The organism is Paraburkholderia sp. J12, from assembly GCF_905220215.1.
GTDB lineage: Bacteria > Pseudomonadota > Gammaproteobacteria > Burkholderiales > Burkholderiaceae > Paraburkholderia.
Genome location: NZ_CAJMZC010000010.1, coordinates 172,218 through 192,954, shown reverse-complemented (window position 1 = coordinate 192,954; position 20,737 = coordinate 172,218). Strand labels below are relative to the sequence as shown.

Annotated in this window: 23 protein-coding genes; 16 read left to right on the top strand and 7 right to left on the bottom strand. The window is 64.7% G+C overall.

Annotation, left to right across the window (positions count from 1 at the left end; all coding sequences use genetic code 11):
* Window positions 1-108: 108 nt before the first annotated feature.
* The gene (locus U5760_RS21370) at window positions 109-702 is read left to right on the top strand and encodes an XRE family transcriptional regulator (RefSeq protein WP_322014287.1); all 594 of its coding nucleotides are present in this window, start codon (window positions 109-111) and stop codon (window positions 700-702) included.
* On the top strand, window positions 699-1,238 hold the full coding sequence (locus U5760_RS21365) for a GNAT family N-acetyltransferase (protein ID WP_322014286.1): 540 nt from the start codon (window positions 699-701) through the stop codon (window positions 1,236-1,238). The genes U5760_RS21370 and U5760_RS21365 overlap by 4 nt, the downstream gene beginning before the upstream one ends.
* Before the next feature lie 11 nt (window positions 1,239-1,249).
* Here the strand turns inward: U5760_RS21365 and U5760_RS21360 are convergent, their stop codons facing one another.
* Window positions 1,250-2,362, bottom strand: coding sequence for a sensor domain-containing diguanylate cyclase (locus U5760_RS21360; RefSeq protein WP_322014285.1), 1,113 nt, complete (start codon window positions 2,360-2,362; stop codon window positions 1,250-1,252).
* Between the two features lie 340 nt (window positions 2,363-2,702).
* Between U5760_RS21360 and U5760_RS21355 the strand changes: the two genes are divergently transcribed.
* The 3 genes from U5760_RS21355 (at window position 2,703) to U5760_RS21345 (ending at window position 4,084) form a co-directional block, all read left to right on the top strand.
* Window positions 2,703-2,987: a hypothetical protein gene (locus U5760_RS21355; protein WP_322014284.1), complete on the top strand. Its 285-nt coding sequence runs from the start codon at window positions 2,703-2,705 to the stop codon at window positions 2,985-2,987.
* 108 nt (window positions 2,988-3,095) lie between these two features.
* Entirely contained in the window at window positions 3,096-3,632 is a 537-nt protein-coding gene (locus U5760_RS21350) for a GNAT family N-acetyltransferase (RefSeq protein WP_322014283.1), read from the top strand.
* Window positions 3,633-3,688: 56 nt separating this feature from the next.
* The gene (locus U5760_RS21345) at window positions 3,689-4,084 is read left to right on the top strand and encodes a VOC family protein (protein WP_322014282.1); all 396 of its coding nucleotides are present in this window, start codon (window positions 3,689-3,691) and stop codon (window positions 4,082-4,084) included.
* Between the two features lie 10 nt (window positions 4,085-4,094).
* Here U5760_RS21345 and U5760_RS21340 read toward each other — a convergent pair whose 3' ends face one another.
* Both U5760_RS21340 and U5760_RS21335 read right to left on the bottom strand, forming a co-directional pair.
* Entirely contained in the window at window positions 4,095-4,958 is an 864-nt protein-coding gene (locus tag U5760_RS21340) for a DUF2182 domain-containing protein (protein ID WP_322014281.1), read from the bottom strand.
* The gene (locus tag U5760_RS21335) at window positions 4,922-5,722 is read right to left on the bottom strand and encodes a DUF899 domain-containing protein (protein WP_322014280.1); all 801 of its coding nucleotides are present in this window, start codon (window positions 5,720-5,722) and stop codon (window positions 4,922-4,924) included. The genes U5760_RS21340 and U5760_RS21335 overlap by 37 nt, the downstream gene beginning before the upstream one ends.
* Window positions 5,723-5,846: 124 nt before the next feature.
* Here U5760_RS21335 and U5760_RS21330 point away from each other — a divergent pair, with 124 nt between their 5' ends.
* The 3 genes from U5760_RS21330 to U5760_RS21320 all read left to right on the top strand — a co-directional run bounded on the left by U5760_RS21330 (window position 5,847) and on the right by U5760_RS21320 (window position 8,388).
* Window positions 5,847-7,079, top strand: coding sequence for a helix-turn-helix domain-containing protein (locus U5760_RS21330; RefSeq protein ID WP_322014279.1), 1,233 nt, complete (start codon window positions 5,847-5,849; stop codon window positions 7,077-7,079).
* Window positions 7,080-7,088: 9 nt separating this feature from the next.
* Window positions 7,089-7,757, top strand: coding sequence for a PQQ-binding-like beta-propeller repeat protein (locus tag U5760_RS21325; RefSeq protein ID WP_322014278.1), 669 nt, complete (start codon window positions 7,089-7,091; stop codon window positions 7,755-7,757).
* Window positions 7,758-7,866: 109 nt separating this feature from the next.
* Entirely contained in the window at window positions 7,867-8,388 is a 522-nt protein-coding gene (locus tag U5760_RS21320) for a cupin domain-containing protein (protein ID WP_322014277.1), read from the top strand.
* 3 nt (window positions 8,389-8,391) lie between these two features.
* Here the strand turns inward: U5760_RS21320 and U5760_RS21315 are convergent, their stop codons facing one another.
* Entirely contained in the window at window positions 8,392-9,348 is a 957-nt protein-coding gene (locus U5760_RS21315) for a CPBP family intramembrane glutamic endopeptidase (RefSeq protein WP_322014276.1), read from the bottom strand.
* A 546-nt stretch (window positions 9,349-9,894) separates the two neighbouring features.
* On the opposite strand from U5760_RS21315, the gene U5760_RS21310 reads away from it, so the two are divergent.
* The 4 genes from U5760_RS21310 (at window position 9,895) to U5760_RS21295 (ending at window position 14,951) form a co-directional block, all read left to right on the top strand.
* Entirely contained in the window at window positions 9,895-11,232 is a 1,338-nt protein-coding gene (locus U5760_RS21310; RefSeq protein WP_322014275.1) for a UDP-N-acetylglucosamine 1-carboxyvinyltransferase, read from the top strand.
* Window positions 11,233-11,328: 96 nt separating this feature from the next.
* Entirely contained in the window at window positions 11,329-12,072 is a 744-nt protein-coding gene (locus U5760_RS21305; protein WP_322014274.1) for an ABC transporter ATP-binding protein, read from the top strand.
* Window positions 12,069-14,411 carry a CPBP family intramembrane glutamic endopeptidase gene (locus tag U5760_RS21300; RefSeq protein WP_322014273.1) on the top strand — a complete coding sequence of 781 codons (2,343 nt, stop codon included), beginning with the start codon at window positions 12,069-12,071 and terminating at the stop codon, window positions 14,409-14,411. Before U5760_RS21305 ends, U5760_RS21300 begins: the two co-directional genes overlap by 4 nt.
* Window positions 14,412-14,459: 48 nt before the next feature.
* On the top strand, window positions 14,460-14,951 hold the full coding sequence (locus tag U5760_RS21295; protein ID WP_322014272.1) for a dihydrofolate reductase: 492 nt from the start codon (window positions 14,460-14,462) through the stop codon (window positions 14,949-14,951).
* A 21-nt stretch (window positions 14,952-14,972) separates the two neighbouring features.
* Here the strand turns inward: U5760_RS21295 and U5760_RS21290 are convergent, their stop codons facing one another.
* Together U5760_RS21290 and U5760_RS21285 are read right to left on the bottom strand one after the other, a co-directional pair.
* Complete coding sequence (locus U5760_RS21290) at window positions 14,973-15,446, bottom strand: VOC family protein (RefSeq protein ID WP_322014271.1); 474 nt, start codon at window positions 15,444-15,446, stop codon at window positions 14,973-14,975.
* A gap of 185 nt (window positions 15,447-15,631) precedes the next feature.
* Complete coding sequence (locus U5760_RS21285) at window positions 15,632-16,552, bottom strand: LysR family transcriptional regulator (protein ID WP_322014270.1); 921 nt, start codon at window positions 16,550-16,552, stop codon at window positions 15,632-15,634.
* A gap of 116 nt (window positions 16,553-16,668) precedes the next feature.
* Here U5760_RS21285 and U5760_RS21280 point away from each other — a divergent pair, with 116 nt between their 5' ends.
* The 4 genes from U5760_RS21280 (at window position 16,669) to U5760_RS21265 (ending at window position 20,208) form a co-directional block, all read left to right on the top strand.
* Entirely contained in the window at window positions 16,669-18,057 is a 1,389-nt protein-coding gene (locus U5760_RS21280) for an MFS transporter (RefSeq protein WP_322014269.1), read from the top strand.
* Window positions 18,058-18,242: 185 nt separating this feature from the next.
* Window positions 18,243-19,265 (top strand): TraB/GumN family protein, encoded by a 1,023-nt coding sequence (locus U5760_RS21275; RefSeq protein ID WP_322014268.1) that lies wholly within the window; start codon window positions 18,243-18,245, stop codon window positions 19,263-19,265.
* A 97-nt stretch (window positions 19,266-19,362) separates the two neighbouring features.
* A complete protein-coding gene (locus tag U5760_RS21270) occupies window positions 19,363-19,911 on the top strand; it encodes a hypothetical protein (protein WP_322014267.1) in 549 nt (182 codons plus the stop codon).
* Window positions 19,912-20,208 carry a transcriptional regulator gene (locus U5760_RS21265; protein ID WP_322014266.1) on the top strand — a complete coding sequence of 99 codons (297 nt, stop codon included), beginning with the start codon at window positions 19,912-19,914 and terminating at the stop codon, window positions 20,206-20,208.
* A 10-nt stretch (window positions 20,209-20,218) separates the two neighbouring features.
* Here U5760_RS21265 and U5760_RS21260 read toward each other — a convergent pair whose 3' ends face one another.
* Window positions 20,219-20,665: a GNAT family N-acetyltransferase gene (locus U5760_RS21260; protein WP_322014265.1), complete on the bottom strand. Its 447-nt coding sequence runs from the start codon at window positions 20,663-20,665 to the stop codon at window positions 20,219-20,221.
* Between the last annotated feature and the right edge of the window lie 72 nt (window positions 20,666-20,737).

Here is a 20,737-nt window from a genome sequence, read left to right as displayed (position 1 = left end):
AAAGTTCAGACCGCTTTCGTTTTCTTTGCAACCTGCGCGAGCAGGCATTGACACGGCGTTTCACCTCATCTAGTTTACTGGAAATATCAATCCATTATTCTGGATTCCATGGATATCCACGCCACGATTGCACGCCGCATTCGCGAGATTCGCGACGCCCAGGGCTGGTCGCTGGAGGCGCTTGCCGAGCGCAGCCAGGTAAGCCGGTCGAACATTTCGCTCATCGAGCGCGGGCAAAGCAGTCCCACGGCCGTCGTGCTCGACAAGCTCGCTACTGCGCTGGGCGTCTCGCTCGCCTCGCTGTTCGAGGCCGGTGAAAGTACGGTGGAAAGCGAACCTTCTCCGCTTGCCGCGGCTCGCGAGCAGCCCACCTGGACCGATCCCGAATCCGGCTACGTCCGGCGCAATCTTTCGCCGCCCGCGTGGTCGCCCATTCAGCTCGTAGAGGTCCGCTTCCCGCCCGGCAAGCGCGTGGCCTACGACACCAGCCTGCGCGACGCCGAAATCCATCAGCAGGTGTGGATCATCGAAGGCAGGATGGAAATGAGCGTGGGCGAGCGGCAATGGCGCCTCGAAGCGGGCGACTGCCTCGCGATGAAACTGGATTGCCCGATCGTCTATCGCAATCCCACGCGCAAGCCCGCGCGCTATCTGGTGGCGCTATGCCGTATCGACGGCATACCGGCAAGGAGCAACCGATGAGCGATCGATATGCAATGCTAACGATCAAAAAACCGACCGGCGAAGAAGCCGAAGCCCTCGTGCCCGCGCTCGCCGATGTGCTGATCGATTGCGTGGAAGGCGGGGCCTCCGTGAGCTTCATGCTGCCTCTCTCGCGAGACACGGCGCTGAACTTCTGGCGTGGCGTCGCACGAGGCGTGGCGCAGGGCGAGCGCATTCTGCTGGTCGCGCAAGATAACGAAGGGCGCATCGTGGGCACGGTCCAGATCGTGACCGCGCAGCCCGAAAACCAGCCGCACCGCGCGGACATCGCGAAGATGCTGGTCAGCCGCCACGCACGTCGCCAGGGCGTAGCCCAGCGCCTCATGGCCGCGGCGGACGAAGCCGCGCGCGAGGCCGGCAAGACGGTGCTGGTGCTCGATACGGTCACGGGCGGCGATGCCGAACGGCTGTATCAGCGCGCCGGCTGGCAACGCGTGGGCTCGGTGCCCAAGTACGCGTTGATGCCCGACGGTGCGTTCTGCGCGACGACGTTCTACTACAAGCACCTCGCGTAGCGGCGGGATTTTCAGGTCTTGCCGCTCTCCGAAGCGACTTCGCACTCCACGCGGTTGCGTCCCGCGCGCTTGGCCCGGTACATTGCCGCATCGGCGGCTTCGATCAGCGCGCTCGCCACATCGCAGGCGGGCGGGCCGTCCGGTTTCATCACCTGGGCCGCCACGCCGATGGACACCGTGAGCTTCAACGGCTCGGCCGTATCGTCGAGCACCGTGAGCGCCTCCACGGCGGCGCGCACGCGCTCGGCCACGACCAGGGCCTGCTGTGTATCGCCCTGCACGAGCGCGACGAATTCCTCGCCGCCATAGCGCGCCACCGTTTCGCCGAGACGCACCGAGCGCCGGATGCAGGCGGCCACGGCGATAAGCGCCCGGTCGCCCACGCCGTGCCCGAAGGTATCGTTGATGTGCTTGAACGAATCGATGTCGATAAAAAGGCATGCCGAAGGCGCGCCGATGCGCGCGGCGCGCTGGACTTCCTCGTGCAACCGCGCGTCGAAGTAGCGGCGGTTCGGCAACCCCGTGAGCGGGTCGGTCACGCCCTCCTGCCGCAGGCGCTCCCGGTGCGCCACGTTCACGAGCCCCGCGCTCACGAAGATCGCGAAGCGCTGCAGCAGGTCCGTCGCCATCCCGGCCGCGAAACGGCCCGGGTCGGCGCTGCCCATGCACAGATAGCCGCACACGCCCTCGCCGCCTTCGATCGCGAGCACGGCGACGCTCTGCGGCTCGTCGGCCGGGTCGAAAAACGCGGCCCGCAGCGGCGGCGCGAGCTCGGCGGGCTGGCCGAGCCAGGGCGCGCGACGCGCGCGCGGCGGCCAGGGCAGGTCCTTGCCGAGCGCCTCGGCACGGCCGCCGCGCAGGTGGCGAGCGTCGAGCACGTGGCCCGGTTCGGCGTGGAGCAGTTCGCCCACGTGCGGGGCGCGCTCGTCGAGCCAGAGCGTCACGACCGAAAGCTCGAAGGCGCGGGCGAGATCGGAAACGAGCGCGTCGAGGAACGATGGGAAATCGTCGGCGCTGATGAGGCGGACTTCGATCTGCTGGAAACGCTGGAGGGCCCGCTCGTTCTGCTGGACGGTGTCGATGAGGGTCCGCAGGCGCGCGGACAGGGTGTTCTGCTGGCTCACAAGTGGCTCGACGGGAATCGATACCTCTTATATCGACCAATATGCGCGATGGTTTAGGCCTTTGATCCAGCCTTTTTGGGGATCCCGGCGGTTTTTCGCCTCTTTTTTGGCCCACCGGGCGCTTATGGCGATGCAAATTGAGACGCACGGTCAAGAGCCTGCGCCCAATCAGGCTATCGTCTCCGTTACAAAAACACGCGCGTCCCGCAAGCTTTCCGAGGGCCACCGCGATTGCGCACGGGCGCGATCGTCGAAAGGGCGCGCAAGGCACGCCACGGGTGTACCCCGCCCGTGGCCAAGCCTCGTTCGGGCCGATCCGAACGAACGGACAGAGATCGACATGAGCCGCACGAACACGACACCCGACCTCGCAGCCACCGGGCGGCTGCCGGCCCGGCTGGCCGATGCCCAGCTCGAACACATGGAGCGCCTCGTCCAGTACTGGACTCGCGCCGACGCCGTTCTCGCGCGCCGCGGCATCGACCACGAGTACTGGAAACAGCGCCTGCGCACGCTCGCGCAAACCTACGACCTCGTTACGAGCCAGCGGCAGCGCCTCCTTGCGATGCTCGATCTGCTCGAGCGCGAGGCCGTGCTCAAGGCACAGACCGGATTCGACGCCTGACCCGCACGGCCCCGCTCGCGGGAAAGCCCGTGCCCGGCCAGGGGCATCGCCCGCCGCGCGAGCGCCTCTGGCTAGAATGCCCCGTACCTGGCCATCGAGGGCACCTGCATGCGTATCGACTCCGCGCCGCCGTCCGGCTATCCCGGCGTGTCGCTCCGGCAACTGGAGCGCACCGATCTCGACGCGTGGTATGCGTGGCTCTCGACGCCCGAAGTCGTTCGCCACACCAGCTGGAACCTGCGCACGCGCGATGACCTGCTGCCGATGTTCGAAGGCTTCGAATCGCCCGCGCCGCAGTCGATCCGCCGCCTCGCCGCGATCGACGACGCCACGGATGCGCTGATCGGCACGATCGGTTTTCACACCGTCTCCGACATCAACCGCACGGCGGAAATCGCCTACGATCTCGCGCCTTCGCACTGGGGCAAGGGCATCGCGGGCGCGATGTGCAACGCCGTTACCGAATGGGCCTTCGCGCACTACGGTTTCGTGCGCATCCAGGGCACCGTCCTCACGACCAACCTGCGCTCGGCCCGCGTGCTGCAGCGCTGCCGCTTCAGCCGCGAGGGCCTGTTGCGCGCGTACCGCATGGTGCGCGGCACGCCGGGAGACTTCGAGCTTTACTCGCGCCTCGCTGCCGACTAACCGGCGACCGACCAACGGCCGACACTCGCCCCCCCCCTCTTTCCCGACTCCCGACCATGAGACCTGAACTCGCCCTGCGCATCGCCCGTCCCGTTTCCGATCTCGCCCGCGCCGAACGCCAGTACAAGGCTGCGCTCGATCTCAATGTGCTCGCCCGCTTCGAAGACCATCAAGGCTTCGACGGCGTGATGCTCGGCCAGACCGGCATGGCGTGGCATTTCGAGTTCACGTATTGCCACACGCATCCTGTGAAGCCTTCGCCCACGGTGGACGACCTCGTGGTCCTGTACGAGCCGGATGCGGAAAAGTGGGCCGCGCTGTGCGCGAAGTTCGAAGCGGAGGGCTTCGAGCGCGTGGCCTCGTTCAATCCCTGGTGGGACGTATCGGGCCGCACGTTCGAAGATTTCGACGGCTATCGCATCGTCCTGCAAAACGGCCGCTGGGACGCGTAACGCAGCGGCTTCACGCCCAGGCCAACGCGGCTCGGACGATCAGCGCGATCCCGATGACGAGGAGTAGCGCACCGACGATCCGGGCAACCTGCCGACCGTCTCGCGCGAACCGCTCGGCGGCGATGGCGAGGGTCGCAAAAGCCATCGCCCATCCGTTCATGATGCCTACGGCAAGCAGCATCGCCGTGAGACCCGCGCAACAGCCGCAGCAATGTACGCCGTGGCGCATGCCACGACACAGCGGCGCAAAGCAGGCGAACGGCGTTGCTTCCCGGCATCGGGGCATCGCCCGGCAACAGGCCAGATAGCGCGCCTTCATCGCGGAAAGCTGAAACCCTCCAGCGAGGACGACAATCAGCCCGCTTGCCAGCGGCGCAGCACGCGCGAGCGGCGCAAGCTGCACCAGCAGCGCGGCCACGCCCGCGCCCAGCGGATAGACAGCCATGCCCACTGCGATCCACACGGCGAAATAACCCGCGCCCATCAGCACGACGAAGCGCAACGGTGCCGCCCCCGCCCACACCACGTGCCAGCGCCACAACACCGGCAGCAGCGCAGGCAGCATCATCGCCGCCGTCATGGCCGTCCACATGCCGGCGAACGCGGCGGCCGCCCCGCTCCAGGTCTGCCCGCACATGCGTGCCCACGCCATCGACATCGTCCAGCCGCCCGGCATGGGCATGCCGCCTTTCGACGACATCGACGCGCAGATCACGATCGCGAGCGTCGTGGAGGCGCAAAAGAGAAGCGCCGCAAAACAGGCCCATGTCCAGTTGCAGGATCCGTTGCGCTTGCGCAAGCGCGCAGCGGTGGCAGGCCGGGCGGCCATGATGCACCTCAGCGCGCCGCGTACTCGTCGTGCCGGTGCCACCACACACCGGTCTCGTTGCGGCCTAGCGGCGCGCGATCGAGCCACGCGTACATGCCCCAGACGGCATCGACACCGCGCGCATAGGTCGAATACGTGTGATACGCCGTGCCGTCTTCCAGCACGAACGCGCTCAGGCCGGGCCGGTCACGCGCGTAGGTTCGTGCGTCGGTGCCGCAATTCGCGGCGAACTGGACGACCGGTGCCGGCGCGGGCGTGGCGTCCATCGCATGGCCGCCGCGCATGTAGTTGTATTCGACGGCGTCGTCGCGCTGCTGCGCTTCGGTAAACGAGACGTTGAAGTCGTAGTTGAAATCGCCGTCGAACGAAGAGGCCCACGGAAACGTCCAGCCCATGCGCTGCCGGTAGGCGAGCAGCTTCGCGAGGGGTGCGCGCGAGACCGCCATCAGCGTCACGTCGTGATGCGCAAGGTGCGTGACGATACCGTTGAAGCTATCCGCAATCGACGAACACGACGGGCATCCCGCCGCGTAGTCGGGCCCGAACATGAAGTGATAGACCAGCAATTGCGAGCGCCCCCGGAACAGATCCGCCAGCGTGGCGCGGCCCTGCTCGGTATCGAATGCGTAGGTCTTGTCGATCCGCACCCACGGCAGCGCCTGGCGTTGCCGCGCGACCTCGTCGCTCTGGCGCGTAAGCGCCTTTTCCGCCGCCAGCAGTTCGAGGCGCGCCGCCAGCCACGCTTCGCGCGTTGCCTTCCGGTGTTGCTCCGGGTGTTGCTCCGGGTGTTCCTTGTGTTCCGTGCCCATGATCCGCTCCTGTGGTTTGTCCAGTGGACCGGCCGTGCCCCTTGCATCGGGACGGCCGCCACCCGTGTGCTAGATTAGGTCTGGACCGCGAGCAGGCGGGAGTGACAAGTGTGGCGGGATTTCCATGGACTCACGGATCGCAGACGCAGCACGCGCCCTCGCAGCCGGTGATCCGCTCGGCGCGCTGAACCGGGTTGCGCTGCGCGACGACGCTGCGGCACTCGCGCTGCGCGGCATCGCCATGGCGCAGATCGGCGACTTCGAACGCGCGAGCGCGCTCATGCGCGGCGCGGCGCGGGCTTTCGGGCCGCGTGCGCCGCTCGCCCGCGCGCGCTGCGTGGTAGCCGAGGGCGAGATCGCGCTGGCCGCACGCGATCTAGGCTGGCAACCCCACGCACTCGCCGCCGCGCGCGCCACGCTCGAAACGCACGGCGACTTCGCCAATGCTGCTCACGCGCGGCTCGTGGAGGTGCGGCGCCTCTTGCTGGTCGGGCAACTGGACGAAGCCGAAGACCGGCTCGCCGAATTTCATGCCGCCCCGCATGCGGCTCGCTTGCCGCCCGCATTCGATGCCATTCGCGAGCTCGCGACAGCGGGCATCGCGCTACGTCGCCTCGAAGCACGCCCGGCGCGCACGGCGCTTGCCCGCGCCGCGCAAGCCGCGCGTGCCGCCGCCATACCGGCGCTTGTCGCCGAAGTCGCCGCCGTGGCCAGGGCACTCGATACGCCCGCAGGCCGCCTGATCTCGCAGGGCGCCGAACGTCCGCTCGTGCTCGACGAGATCGAGGCACTGCTTTTGTCGAAAGCGTTCGTGGTCGATGCCTGCCGCTACGCGGTGCGCGAAAACGGCACCGTGGTAGCGCTCGCGCGCCGCCCGGTGTTGTTCACGCTCGCGCGCGCACTGGCCGAAGCATGGCCCGCCGACGCCGCGCGCGAAGCGCTCATCGAGCGCGCCTTTCGCACGAAGCATCCCGACGATTCGCACCGCGCACGCCTGCGCGTGGAGATGGGCCGGCTGCGCGCCGCGCTGCGCCCGCTCGCCGCGCTGCACGCCACGCCGCGCGGCTTTGCGCTCGCGCCTCATGCGGCGCGCGAGGTCGTCGTGCTCGCGCGCCCAATCGAGGAAACGCACATGGCCCTCCTCGCGCTGCTCGCCGATGGCGAAGCCTGGTCGAGTTCCTCGCTCGCACTCGCACTGGGCGCAAGCCAGCGCACGGTTCAACGCGGGCTCGATGCGCTCGCCGGCAGCGGCAAGATCCAGGCACTCGGGCGCGGCCGCGCGCGCCGCTGGACGCTCGCGCCCGCCGCCGCTTTCACGACACCCTTGTTACTCCCCGCCCTGCTTCCCAACGGTTAGGATCGCGCCATGAAACGCACCCGTGCTGAAATCGTCCGTGAATATGGCCCCTTCGCGGGCGTCGCCAACGTGCACGGCGTCACCTACGACGGCGAGCATGTCTGGTTCGCCTCCGGCGACAAGGTGAACGCCTTCGATCCCGCGAGCGGCGAAGCGGTGCGCTCGATCGACGTGCCATCGCACGCAGGCACGGCCTTCGACGGCCAGCACCTCTATCAGATCGACGGCGCCCACATCCACAAGATCGATCCCGCTACGGGACGCATCGTCGCCACGATTCCCGCGCCCGAGGGCGAGGGCAATTCCGGGCTCGCCTGGGCCGAAGGCAGTCTGTGGGTGGGCCGCTATCAGGATCGCAAGATTCACGAGGTCGATCCGCAAACGGGCAAGGTTCTGCGCAGTCTCTCGTCGAATCGCTTCGTCACGGGCGTGACCTGGGTGGACGGCGAACTCTGGCACGGCACCTGGGAAAACCACGAGAGCGAGCTGCGCCACATCGACCCGCTCACGGGCGTCGTGCTGGAGGCCATCGAGATGCCGCCGGGCGCGGGCGTTTCCGGGCTCGAATCGGATGGCGCCGACCGCTTCTACTGCGGCGGCGGCGACAGCGGCAAGGTACGCGCCGTGCGCCAGCCCGCGAAGGAATCGGCAGTAGCCGGAGATGCCGCGGACGGTTGATGGCTTGACGGGTTGACCGCATCTGCGAGACACGTTTGCCCCGAAGCGCTGGACAAGCCTTGGCGTGCGTGATTACATGGCACTCCTGCACTTAGGGGAGACACCGACCATGGAACGTCCGGCATTCATCCGCCATTGGACCGAACTCGAAAACCCGGAGCCGGGGCACTATACCGGCGACACCGAGCTGATGGCACTGGGCGCGCCGCTTGCGCGCGCATTGGGTCTCACCCGGATCGGCATTCATCACGAGCGGCTCACGCCGGGTCGCCGCACCTCGTATCCGCACGCGGAAAGTGCCGAAGAGGAATTCGTGTATGTGCTCGAAGGCACGCCGGACGCCTGGATCGACGGTCATCTGCACCGGCTGCGCCCCGGCGACGCCGTGGCTTTTCCGGCGGGCACGGGTATTTGCCACAGCTTTCTGAACAATACGACCGCTGAAGTGCGGCTGCTCGTGATCGGCGAAACGCCCAAGAGCGAGAACCGCATTCGCTATCCGATGAACGAAGCGCACGAAGCCACGCGCAAGGACCGCTGGACCGACTGGCCGAAGCGGCCGCTCGGTCCGCACGATGGCATCGCGCGCGCCGTGCCCGATGCGTCGTCAGGCGAACCGAAAACCGATTAGCGTTCAGTTCACCCCGGCACGGGCGAACGCACTGCCGCCGCGCCGCCACCACAGAAACATCAGCGCGGCCATCGCCGCGCACATGAGCAGTGCGAAGACGCTGCCCTCCGGCCCGGTATTGCCGCCGCTCAGCCAGACGTTGCCGGCCGGCTGCGCGGAGAGGAGCGCGCCCTCGATCTGCAGGCCGCTGTTGTGTACGCCGTAGACGAAGGACTGCGCCCAGTCCCAGCCGAAGTGGCAGCCGATCGCCCACCAGAGCGACCCCGTGTACCAGATGCTCAGGCAGGCGATCAGACCGAAAGCCCCCGCCTGAAGCAGGCCGATCACCGTCTCACCGTGGTTGACACCATGTATGGCGCCGAAAATGACCGACGTCAGCAGCGTGGCCCACCAGAAACCGATGCGGCGCGTGAGCGCGTACAGGAAGTAGCCGCGCAGCATCATCTCCTCGAAAAAACCCACGGCAAGAAATACGATGGCCCACAGCAGGCCGTACCTCACCGCTTCGGCCGTCGGGATCCCGCCCGCTTGCAGCTGGACGTAGCCCAGCGACCACAGCACGCCGACCAGCACGGAAATGCCGGCCACGCCGCTGATGAAGCCCCCCGCAAAGCGCACCGCACGGGCGCTGCCTTGCAGCCCGTACGAGAACGGCGAGCGGCGCTCGATCAACGCAACCGTAGTCGTCGCCGCCGCAATGGCCGTGAGTTGCACGGCCTCCGCCACCAGCAGGAACGAAGGCGGAATCGTCTTCATCCTCGAAACATTGACGTGAAATAGACCCCTCAGCATGAACCCGGCCGCCGCAAATATGGCGGCGAAGATCAACCAGAACAGTGCGATGCGCCATCCTACGCGAATGCCTTGCGGACCCACGAAAATGCGCTTGATGCCTTTGGCGTGCTGGGACGGCGAGGCGGCTTCAGTGCGGGATACGGACGGTAGATCGGGCGATTTCATAGGCGAGTTGGCTCCTTGTGGTTTTGGCTTATGGGATGCGTGCAGGGCGAAATCGGGTAATGGGAGTTAGCCGTGAACCTCAGCCGGAAACGCCCGGTTTAAGCGCTGCGCATGAAACGCAGGCAGGGGTTGAGACGGGAATCGGATCGTGAGCCTGGCTCGGCTATGGGCTGACGCAGAACGGCCGGCACCCGGCAAACGAGGCGGTCCATCCAGGCCAATGCTGATCTACGCGGTTCTTGTGTCGAGCTTCGCTGCATCGATCCACCTTGTATGGGTTGGCGCAGGTGCTTTGGGGATCCAGGATCACTGGGTAGCCGATTATAGACTTCATTGAACCCTGTCCGATATGGCGCAAAAATGCGCAATGCCATAAAGGGATTTAAAAGCCCCTCTATAGAAAGCCAGTTGAAATCAAGACCGGGAGACGAATACGCAACCTCGAATATGCAACCTCGAATATGCAACTTCAAATGCGCAACGCGAAACGCACCAGCGATGGCATGATATTGGCCTCACGTCCTCGTTTCACGACCACGCCCGAACATGTCCAATCTGATCGTCCACGGCGGCCTCCCGCTACGCGGCGAAATCACACCGTCCGCCAACAAGAACGCCGTTTTGCCCGTTCTCTGCGCCACGCTGCTCACCGATCAGCCGGTGCGTCTTATCGGCGTGCCGGAGATTACCGACGTCAAGAAAATCCTCGATATCTTCCGCATGCTGGGCAGCGAGGTCTCGGTGAATTTCACGACCGGCATTCTCGATCTGCATCACCGCGCCACCGCGTTCGACCCCGCCGTACACAAGCTGCCCGTGGAAATGCGCTCGTCGATCATGCTGGTGCCGCCGCTGCTCGCGCGCTTCGGCGTGGCGCGGCTGGAAAACGACGTGAAGGGCTGCACGCTCGGCGTGCGCGAAATCGATCCGCACGTCGAGGTGTTCGAGCGCTTCGGCGCGCGCGTCGTGCGCACTGAGGATTCGCTGATCGTGCGCAACGATGAGGGCAACCACGCGGGCAAACACACGGGCAACAGCGGACGCATGGCCGCGAACGATCACTGGCTCGACTACGCGTCGGTCACGACCACCGAGAACTTCGCGCTGTGCGCGGCCGCGGCACCGGGTACCTCGACGCTCGTCAACGCCGCCTCCGAACCGCACGTGCAGGAATTCTGCCGCTTTCTCGCCCTGCTCGGCGTTCGCATAGAAGGCATCGGCACCTCGCGGCTCGCCGTGACCGGTGGGCAAAAACTCGGCGGCGCCGAGTTCCGTTTCAGCGAGGATTTCCATGAGATCGCGACCTTCCTCGCGCTCGGTGCGGTCACGGGCGGCGACATCGTCGTGCGCAATTCCGCACCGGAGCAGTTCCCGCTGATCGACCGGACGTTCGCGAAGTTCGGCGTGAACGTCGTGCATCGCGACGGCTGGTCGCGTGCGGTGAGCGATGGCCCGCTGCGGGTGCGCCGCCCGTTTACGCAAAACATTCTCACCAAGGTCGAGGCCGCGCCGTGGCCTTATTTGCCCGTCGATCTGCTGCCCATCTTCGTCGCGCTCGGCGTGAAAGCCGAAGGCAGTGCAATGTTCTGGAACAAGGTCTACGACGGTGCGATGGGCTGGACGAGCGAACTCTCGAAGTTCGGCGCCCACGTGTTCCTCTCCGACCCGCACCGGCTCGTCACGTTCGGCGGCCTGCCGCTCTCGCCCGCGCGCGTGGAAAGCCCGTACATCATCCGCGTGGCGATTGCGCTGCTGATGGTTGCCGCAAGCATCGAGGGACGCTCCGAAATCATGAACGCCGTGCCGATCCGTCGCGCCCATCCGCGCTTCGTCGAGAATCTGCGCTCGGTGGGTGCGCAGGTGGAGTGGACCAGCAGCGAATGACCGGAAAATTCCGTCCATTTAAAAACCGTTTCGATTACGTCATGCGGCGCAGCATGCGCGCGGGATCGCTTCCATAACAAAAAACACCTTTCACCAATGATCGAATTTACGGGGTTATCCAAGCGATACGGCGAAGTCCAGGCGCTCCACCCTCTGGATCTTCGCGTCGCGCGCGGCGAACTATTCGGTTTTCTCGGCCCCAATGGGGCCGGCAAGACCACCACGATCCTTATGATGATCGGGCAACTCGTGCCCACGAGTGGCACCGTGCGCATCGACGGGCTCGATTGCCGGGGCGACGACGTCGAAGTGAAACGGCGCATCGGTTATCTGCCCGACAATCCGATCTTCTACGATTACCTGCGGGGCCATGAAATTCTGCAGTTCGTCGCCGAAATGCAGGGTCTTTCGCGCACGAAAGCCAAATCCCGCACCGAGCAGCTGCTCGCCGAATTCGGCCTCGATACCGCCCGCGACGAATTTGCCGTGAATTATTCGATGGGCATGAAAAAGAAGCTTGGGCTCGCGTGCGCGCTGATCCACGAGCCCAGCGTGCTGATTCTCGACGAACCGATCAACGGCCTCGACCCGCGGGCCGCACGCGACGTCAACGACCGGCTCATCGAATGCGCCTCGCGCGGCATGACCATCTTCATGTCCACCCATCTGCTGGATATCGCCGAGCGTCTGTGCAGCCGCGTGGCGATCATCCATCACGGCAAGCTGGCCGCCACGGGCACGCTCGACGAAATCCGCGCCGCCACCACGCTCGGCGGCTCCCTCGAAGACGTTTTCCTGAGCATCACCACCGACAGCCCTCAGGGCGAGGCTTCGCGATGACGCCCTATCGCGAACAGATCCGCGCAACGTGCCTGCTCGCGGCCCTGAGGCTGCGCCGGCTGAGGAACATGTACGGCTACGTCTTCCGCGGCCGCAGACAAACTCGCACCGGCAAAACCCACCCACCGCAAAACACGTTCGCCCGCGCCGCATTCACATCGATCGCACTCCTCTTCATTCTGGCGATTTCGCTTTTCTCCCTTGGCAACGGCATCCGTGGCTTCGTGCTGGCCTTGTACTGCCATACCCACGGCGGCTGCGACGGCACGGCGGCCCCTCTCGCGCAAGAGATAGCCGCCCGCATTCAGGCAAGCTTGTCCGGCGACGAAATGCTGCGCGGCCTCGCCATGCTGACCGGAGTGCTCTGGTTAATCGGCGTGCTCTATCCGGTTACTCTCTCGCTGCGGTCGGGGCCCGGGTGGGATTTCGAGTGGATCTCGACGCTGCCCATGTCGCGGGCGACGCTGCTTGGCTCGCGCATCGTCGAGCGCGGCATCGTCAATCCGATCGCGTGGGCGGCCCTTGCTGTGCCCGCCGCGATTGTGGCAGGGCACGCCGGCGCTGGCTGGCTGACGCCAGTCTGGACAATCGCAGTGGTCCTGCCTTTGCTGCTGACGGTGTCGTCGATCTGGACCGTGCTCGACATGGGACTGCATATCGTGCTCGCGCCGAACACCGTGCGCAATCTCCAGTCGATATTGGGCATCGTGCTTGCACCGGCCATTTTCTTCGTGGTTTATCTGCACACGCCGACTGGCGAGCACTATTCGCTCATCTTTGCCGACTACACACCGGAATGGGTGATCTGGACTCCGCCCGGCGTGGCGATCCAGGTCCTCTGCGCCCCCTCCGCGGCAAACGCATTCGGACTCTATGGCCTGTTGCTGCTGGAGACGGAACTGATCATCCTGCTCAGCGTCGTGTTCCTGCGCTTTCAGCTTCGCGACGGACTCGTCGCGCATGGCGCGCGCGAGAGTGGCCGCACCACGCGTGCCACCCGCCAGACGCCCGCGGGGAGCGGCAAAGGCATTGGTCTCTCGCTTTCCCCGATCGTCTGGCGCGAACTGACCTTGCTGTTGCGCGACCGGCGCCTGCTCGTGCAATTCTTCGGCGTCCCGCTCGTGACGATAGGCGGGCAGTTTCTCTTCAACGGCCAGCTTGCGGGCATCCTGGCCCAGAAGCCCGCGGCGCTCGCTTCGGTGGCATTCGGCGTGGGAGCGTACGTACTCGCTCAATCCGCACTGCAAGCGCTGACGACGGAGCAGGGTTCGCTCTGGCTGCTCTATACCTTCCCGCGCCCCATCATGCGCATTCTGCGGGAAAAGGTGCGCTTCTATTTCGTGCTCTCGCTGTGCTACCCCGCAATACTGTGCGCCGTGTGCCTTGCGCTCTCCCGCGTAGCGCCATGGAAATTTTCAGGCGGCTTTGCCCTGGCCGCGCTTGGTCTCGCCATCTACTCGATAATGGGAGTATCGATCGGCGTGCTGGCGGGTGTGCGCAGTACGTGGTCGAGGAGCCTCTATACCTACCAGTTCCTGCTGCTCACGGGCATCTACGCATACGCCCTGTTGACGGACGACTGGCGCCGGGAAATGCCGATCATCCTGCTCTGCGGCGCGCTCGCTTTCGCGCTCTGGCAAAAGGCGGCAGACCGGTTGCCCTATCTGCTCGATCCCGCAGCGGCACCGCCATCGGAAGTCGCACTGGCGGACGGCCTGATCGCGGCTACGTTTTTCTTCGTATTGCAGATCATCGCCAACGCGTGGCTTCGGCACGAGATACACGGCGACGCGGTCTCCCGCGTCACGCTGGCGTACGTCTGTGCCGGCGCCCTCACCTACGCCTTGGCGCAGGGCACGTTTCGGGCGCTGCAAACGCGGGGCGTGCCCAGGATACTCGGCCCCGATGCCGCACGTGCGCTCCTCGCGGGAGCCGGAGTCGGCCTGCTTTGTGCTGGCGTGGGGCTCGCTTACCTGTGGCTGGCAGACCACTATGATTTTGCACCGCACAACGCCTCGACGCATCCTTTGCCGCTGCAAGCGCGCGTTCTCGTCGGACTGCTGGTCGTGTGCGCCGCGCCCGTATTCGAAGAGTTCATCTTCCGCGGACTGATCTTCGGCGGGTTGCGCCGTTCGCTGAATCTGCCGCTTTCGGCACTGGGCAGCGCCGCGCTGTTCGCCGTGCTCCATCCGCCCTTCTCGATGCTGCCCGTATTTGTGCTGGGTCTCGGCACGGCATGGGTGTATGCGCGCAAGCAGATGCTGCTGGCTTCGATGACCACGCATGCTGTCTACAACGCCGTGGTCGTGGGTTACCAGTTGATCCTCTGGCATGGCTAACAGGCGCCAAGTCCGCCCTGGCCTCGACCATCCTGCACGGGAGCCGACATGTTGAACGGCAAGCGTATTTCGCTCGTGGCCGCCATGGCCAGGAATCGCGTGATCGGCGCGGCCAACGATATCCCCTGGAAAGTACCGGGCGAACAGCGCCGCTTCCGGCAGCTCACGCTGGGCCATCTTGTCGTGATGGGGCGACGCACCTATGAATCGATCGGCCGTCCGCTTCCCGGTCGGGACATACTGGTCATGGGCACGCAGGTGCCCGATGGCGAACCTGTGGCCACCTGCCGCTCGCTGGAGGAAGCCATCCAGTGCATCACCGACGATGCGCGGGACGAAGTGTTCATCGCCGGTGGCGAGAAAATCTATCGCCTTTTCCTGCCGTATGCGGACACGATCTATCTCACCGAAATCGATCTGGCGCCGGCGGGCGATACGACGTTTCCCGACCTGCCTTCACACTTCGAATGCGTGGAAAGAGTCGAAATGGAAGGCCCGATTCGCCATGCGTTCCTGACCTACCGGCGTGCCGCGGCCTGATCCGCCGACCCGCGCTTCCTGCTAGCCGCCGGTGCCCGCATAGGCGGCCCTAAGCGCTGCGGCGTCGAACTTCGTCATTTGCATCATGGCGTCGGCCACGCGTTTTGCCTTGACCGGATCGGTATCGGCCATCATCGGAATGAGATCGTCCGGCACGATCTGCCATAACACGCCGAAGCGGTCTTTCAGCCAGCCGCAGCCGTTGGGGACCGCACCGTCCTCGAGAAACGCGCTCCAGTAGCGGTCCAGCTCCGCCTGGTCCGCGCAGTTCACCAGGAGCGAAATCGCGTGATTGAAGGGCTCGGCGGCTTCGTGGCTCATGGCGATGAAGGGCTGCCCGAAGAGAACGAACTCGACGAATCTCGTGGTGCCGGCGCTCGGCACCGGCGTGACCCGAATCACATGCGAATCGGGAAAGATACTCGTATAGAAAGCCGCAGCCTCTTCCGCTTCCCTGGCATACCAAAGGAATGGCGTGATCTTTTGAATCGTCATGGCATGTCTCCTCTCAGTTCAGGCAGGACGCGAAAGCATGCTGCGTGCCGCCATCGATCCCGCTGAATGGGCTTTAGAAACGGGGCTTTAAAAATAGCACGCCAGGAGAAAAAGCCTCACGCTGCGTGAGCGGCTTTCAAACCGGCGGGTATGACCCCGTTGCGCCCTCGAGCTTGCGGACAACGTCAACCCTTTTGATCGGGCGCCGCCCCGAAGCGCTCCAGAACGAAATCGACGAAGCTGCGCAGCTTGGGCGACATCTGGCGATCGCGCAGATAAAGCAGATTGATCGGCCGCGCGGGCGGCGCTTCGCCGGGCAGAACGCCAACAAGGCGCCCGGCTTCGATATCGTCGTCGACCAGAATGGAAGGCAGCATCGCAATGCCCATGCCTGCCAGAATGGCCCTGCGCAGGGCGTCGGCGCTGTCGATCCGCAGCCGTCCGCCAACGGGAACGCTCACAGAGCCGCTCGAACCCGACAAGATCCACTCGGGCTGCACCGCGCGCATTTCAGAGCGTGGCGGGTAAGCGTAGGTCAGGCATTGATGATCGCGCAAGGCTTCCGGCGAAGCGGGTGCGCCATGCGCTTCGAGGTAAGCGGGCGATGCACACAGCACGAGCCGATACGGCTGCAAGGGACGGGCGACGAGATCGGGACTGCTGGGCGTGCCGAGCCGGATCGCCGCCTCGAAGCCGTCCTCCACGAGGTCCGATACGGCGTCGCTCGCCACCACGTCCAGCTGGACCTCGGGATAGCGGCGGCAGTAGTCCGCCAGCGACGGGATCAGGCATTCGCTGCTGAAAATCACCGGTGCCGTAACGCGCAGCAGACCGCGGGGCGTCCCGAGATGGTCGAGCGCCAATCGCTCGGCGTCGTCGATCAAGCCGAGAATTTCGACACATCGCTCGTAATAAGTGCGCCCGAATGCGCTGATCTGCTGCTTGCGCGTGGTGCGGTGAATGAGCCGCGTGCCGAGCCGCACTTCCAGCGCCTGCAGATGATTGCCCACCATGGTGGGGGAGAGGCCGCAGGCATCCGCAGCGGCCGTGAGACTGCCGGTCTCGACCACGTGCACGAACACGGTCATCGCTTTGAGCAGGTCCATTCCCCAATTTTAATGGGTTCTGCGCCAAACCGCAGTGTCTTTATCCAATTCAATGGGGGAATTAGAGTGCTCCCGTGCCTCGACGATCCCGTCAACCTGCTTCTCCCTATTCGCCCATGTACGGACACCCTGCCCGATCCCCGCGTCTTGCTCTTCTCGCAACCAGCCTCGGCTTTGCGATCATCTGCCTCGACGTAACCGTCGTGAACGTCGCGCTCAAGCGCATTCAGGAAACCCTCGCGGTGGATTCCGCGCAGCTCGAATGGGTGCTCAACGCCTATACGCTCGCGTTCGCGAGCCTGCTGCTCAGCGCGGGCGCGCTGGGCGACCGTCTGGGCGCGCGACGCGTTTTCGTGAGCGGCTTTGCGGTGTTCACGCTGGCATCGGTCGTCTGCGGATTCGCGCCGCACGCATTGGCGCTGGTTGCCGCGCGCACGGCCCAGGGCGTGGGTGCGGCCTTGTGTGTGCCCTCGTCGCTTTCGCTGCTCAGGGCCACCTTTCCCGATGCGAAAGCCCGAGCCAGGGCGGTCAGCATCTGGGCCGGGACCGCGGCCATGGCATTGGGCGCCGGACCGGTCGTGGGCGGCGTGCTGGTCGGCAGCCTCGGCTGGCCAAGCATCTTTCTGATCAACGTGCCCTTCGGCATCCTCGGTATCTGGCTGACGCTGGCCTACGCACCCGATACCCCGCGCAATGCCGCACGCAAGATCGATCTTGCTGGGCAAGTCCTGGCCGCAGCGGCGCTCGTGGCACTCACGTTCGCCGTCGTGGAAAGCGGCGACCACGGCTGGAAAAGCCCGGCCGTAACGTGGGGGCTGGCCGGGTTCGTTGTTTTTGGCCTGCTGTTCGTGCTGGTGGAAAAGCAGCAGCGGCACCCCATGCTGCCGCTCTCGCTGTTCCAGATACCGGCGGTCAACGCGAGTTCGCTGATCGGACTGGCGCTCAACTTCGGCTATTACGGGCTGATGTTCGCGATGAGTCTTTTCTTCCAGAGCGTGTGGCACTATTCGCCGCTCCAGACGGGCCTCGCCTTCCTGCCGCTGACCGCCGTTGTCACGGCGGCCAATCTGGTTTCGGGCGCGCTGACGACGCGGTTCGGCTACCGATTTCCGATGGTGCTGGGGCAGACTCTGGCAGCGGCGGGTTTTCTTTCGCTCGGCCTGATCGAGAGCCAGAGCAGCTATCTGACGATTACGCTGCCGCTGCTGGTCATTGGCGTGGGTGTCGCGCTGGCCGTGCCGTCGATCAATACCGCCGTCCTCGCTCATGTCGATTCGGGCTCCACCGGGATTGCTTCGGGCGTTCTGAATACCGCGCGGCAGGTGGGCGGTGCGCTGGGTGTCGGGGTTTTCGGTGCGCTCGTTTCGGGCGCGGAAGAGAGGATGGTCGAGGGGCTGCACATCGCGGTACTGATCGCCGCCGCGATATTGGCAGCAGCGTTGATGATTGCGGTCGCAACGATGAGGCCCGCGGAGTCGGCGACGCGAAATGAGTCTGCGAGCTAATGTAAATGCGCATTGCATAGCCCATCAACAAGGGATCGGCCGAGCGTGGTCTACCGCACATTCAGCAGGACAACTAGACGTTATATCGTCATCGCGTAGCCCCAGAACAATCCGACCCAACCCACGCCGGAACGATTCGAGTCGCTCGATGAACCGGCGCGATCAAGAAAACAGAGGGCCGTGTCATGCGATCTGCTGTGCGGTGCATAGTCGCGCTGATGTGCAGTGCATTGATTGGCGCGAGCGAGGCGACGCCGACGCAAGCCGCACCGGGCAACGACGGACCACCGTTATGGACGGCGACCGCTCCGGGGCGCCCCACCTTGCTGCTGCTTCCCACGATCCACTTCCTGAGCATCAACGACGCGCGCGTCGACCCGTGGCTGGCGCAGCTTGCGACACGCGTTCAGGCGATCGTGCTGGAGGTACCGCCGTCCTTGAACCGAAGCGAGCTGCAGATGGCACGACGGTTCGGGATCTACGACACCGCCGACAACCTCACGAATCACGCCAGGAGCATGACAGCCGAACAACTGGCGGGGTGTGCACGGCAAAGCGGTCTGAACATCGTGCAGTTCCTGCAGCTCAAGCCGTGGCTGGCCGCCATGGTCCTGGACACGCGACGGATGACGGGCCGGACTCCCGCCCAGCAGGCAAGCGGTAGCCTGCCCGCCGATCATGCCGGAATCGACTTGCGGCTGTTCCATCTCGCGCAGAAGAACATGATTCCGCTGATCTACCTCGAAACGCTGCCACAAGCATTGAAACTGTTCGACGACATGCCATTCGAGGAACAGGATGCCAGCCTGTACGGCGCCTGCCACGATCTGACCGGCACCACGCCAGGCGACCTGAATCTCAACGAACTCGAAGAAGCCTGGCTGGACGGCGATGCGAGCCGGCTGGGCAAACTGATAACGACGCGCGATCCCCATGAAGAACGGGCGCATTACGAGGAAACGCGATACGTCCTGGAAGGCGGGACCGCGCTCTTTGCCGCCACGATGCAGTCCTATGGTTATTTTCATGGGAAAGGCCCCATCCTGGTCGCCGTGGGCGCGGCCCATTTCTTTGGGGACGACTCGCTCCTGCACCGGCTGGAGATGGCCGGGTATTCGATCACTGCGCCGCACAACGCCGGCACTTTTCCTCCCTCGTTGAAGACCACCGACTCGGATACGCCTTCACGCCCGGCATCGACAGAGTAAGAAAACAAAGACCTTACATCGCCTTCTCATCCACTGATTGGCTTGCAGCTTTTTACTCTGTCGTATAGAGTACTCTACAAATCAACCGGAGAACTCTATGTCGCTCTCATCCGAACAAGCCGCTTCGGCCCTGCGTGAAATTGCAGCCGTTGAAAACCGGAGTGGTCAGCTCTATCGCTACCAGCGAACAGCACCGATGTTGATACTGTGGGGGGCAATCTGGGCATTGGGCTTCGTCCTCACCGACCGCTTTCCGGTCCAGGCCAACTGGATCTGGATCCCGCTCGATATCGCCGGAACGCTGGGTTGTATCTACCTCGGGCAGCGCGGGAAAGATCACGCCTCGGCTACGAGCTGGCGCTGGCTGGCATCCATTGTCAGCATCTTTGTCTTCTACATTCTCGTGCTGAATATTTTCCAGCCGATCACCGGCCCTCAATCGGCGGCACTCATTGCCTTGATCGTCGCGCTGTTCTATGTGCTTGCCGGCCTCTGGCTCGGCGCACGATTCGTGGTGGCCGGTGTCGTGCTGGCAGCGCTCATCGTGTTCGGCTATTTCATGCTGGCCACGCATTTTTATCTGTGGATGGCCGTAGTGGGCGGCGGCGCGCTCATACTGGCGGGCCTGTGGCTGCGGAGAGCATGAATGGATTCGCTCGACGAAGTCATTCATCAGCCCGTGCGCCTGAAAATCATGGCCGCACTCAAGGCGCTTCCCGCTCGCGAATCGATTGAGTTCGTCAGACTGCGCGCGATCGTTGGAGCAACCGAAGGCAATCTCGGCGCGCATCTCGCGACATTGGAGAAATGCGGCTATGTCCAGATGGAAAAAGACTTCGTCGGCAAAAAGCCTCGGACGTCCATTGCCATCACGAAAGAGGGGCGGCGCGCCTTCGAGGGCTACGTCGATCACTTGCGCAGCATTCTCGACGGCGCCGCTTAGACGGTGGCCCTTACGGCGTCGTTCGCGGGGCTCGGACGTAGTAGATGTCCCACTCTCCTTCGCCTGTCTGCGTGAAGCCGTGGCGTCGATAGAAGCGATTGGAATCGCTTTCGCGCAACGCGCCCACTTTCACCGGCATGGCCTGGCTATCGGCGTCGGCAAAGACGGCATCGAGGACGATCGAGCCGATGCCCCTACCCTGATGTTCCGGGACGATGTACAGGTGTTCGAGCGCAAGATGCTCGTCATCCGGTTTTGCCGCGACGAAGCCGACTCGCTCGCCCTCGACCGCGATGAACCTGCACCATGCCGGATCGAATGCGGCAAGGAAGCGCTCTCTCGCCCGCTGGCGATCGAAGCGGCCGATACGTTCAAGGCTCTCCCGCATGGCGTTGATGCGGATGTTGACCAATGCCTCGGCATCGTCGTGGGTCGTGGGCAAGAATGTGATGTTCATGTTGTTTTCTCGAACGCGTTGCGAGTGGCTCGTTTGTCCACGAGCCATTCCATGCAGCCAGCATAGCGCATA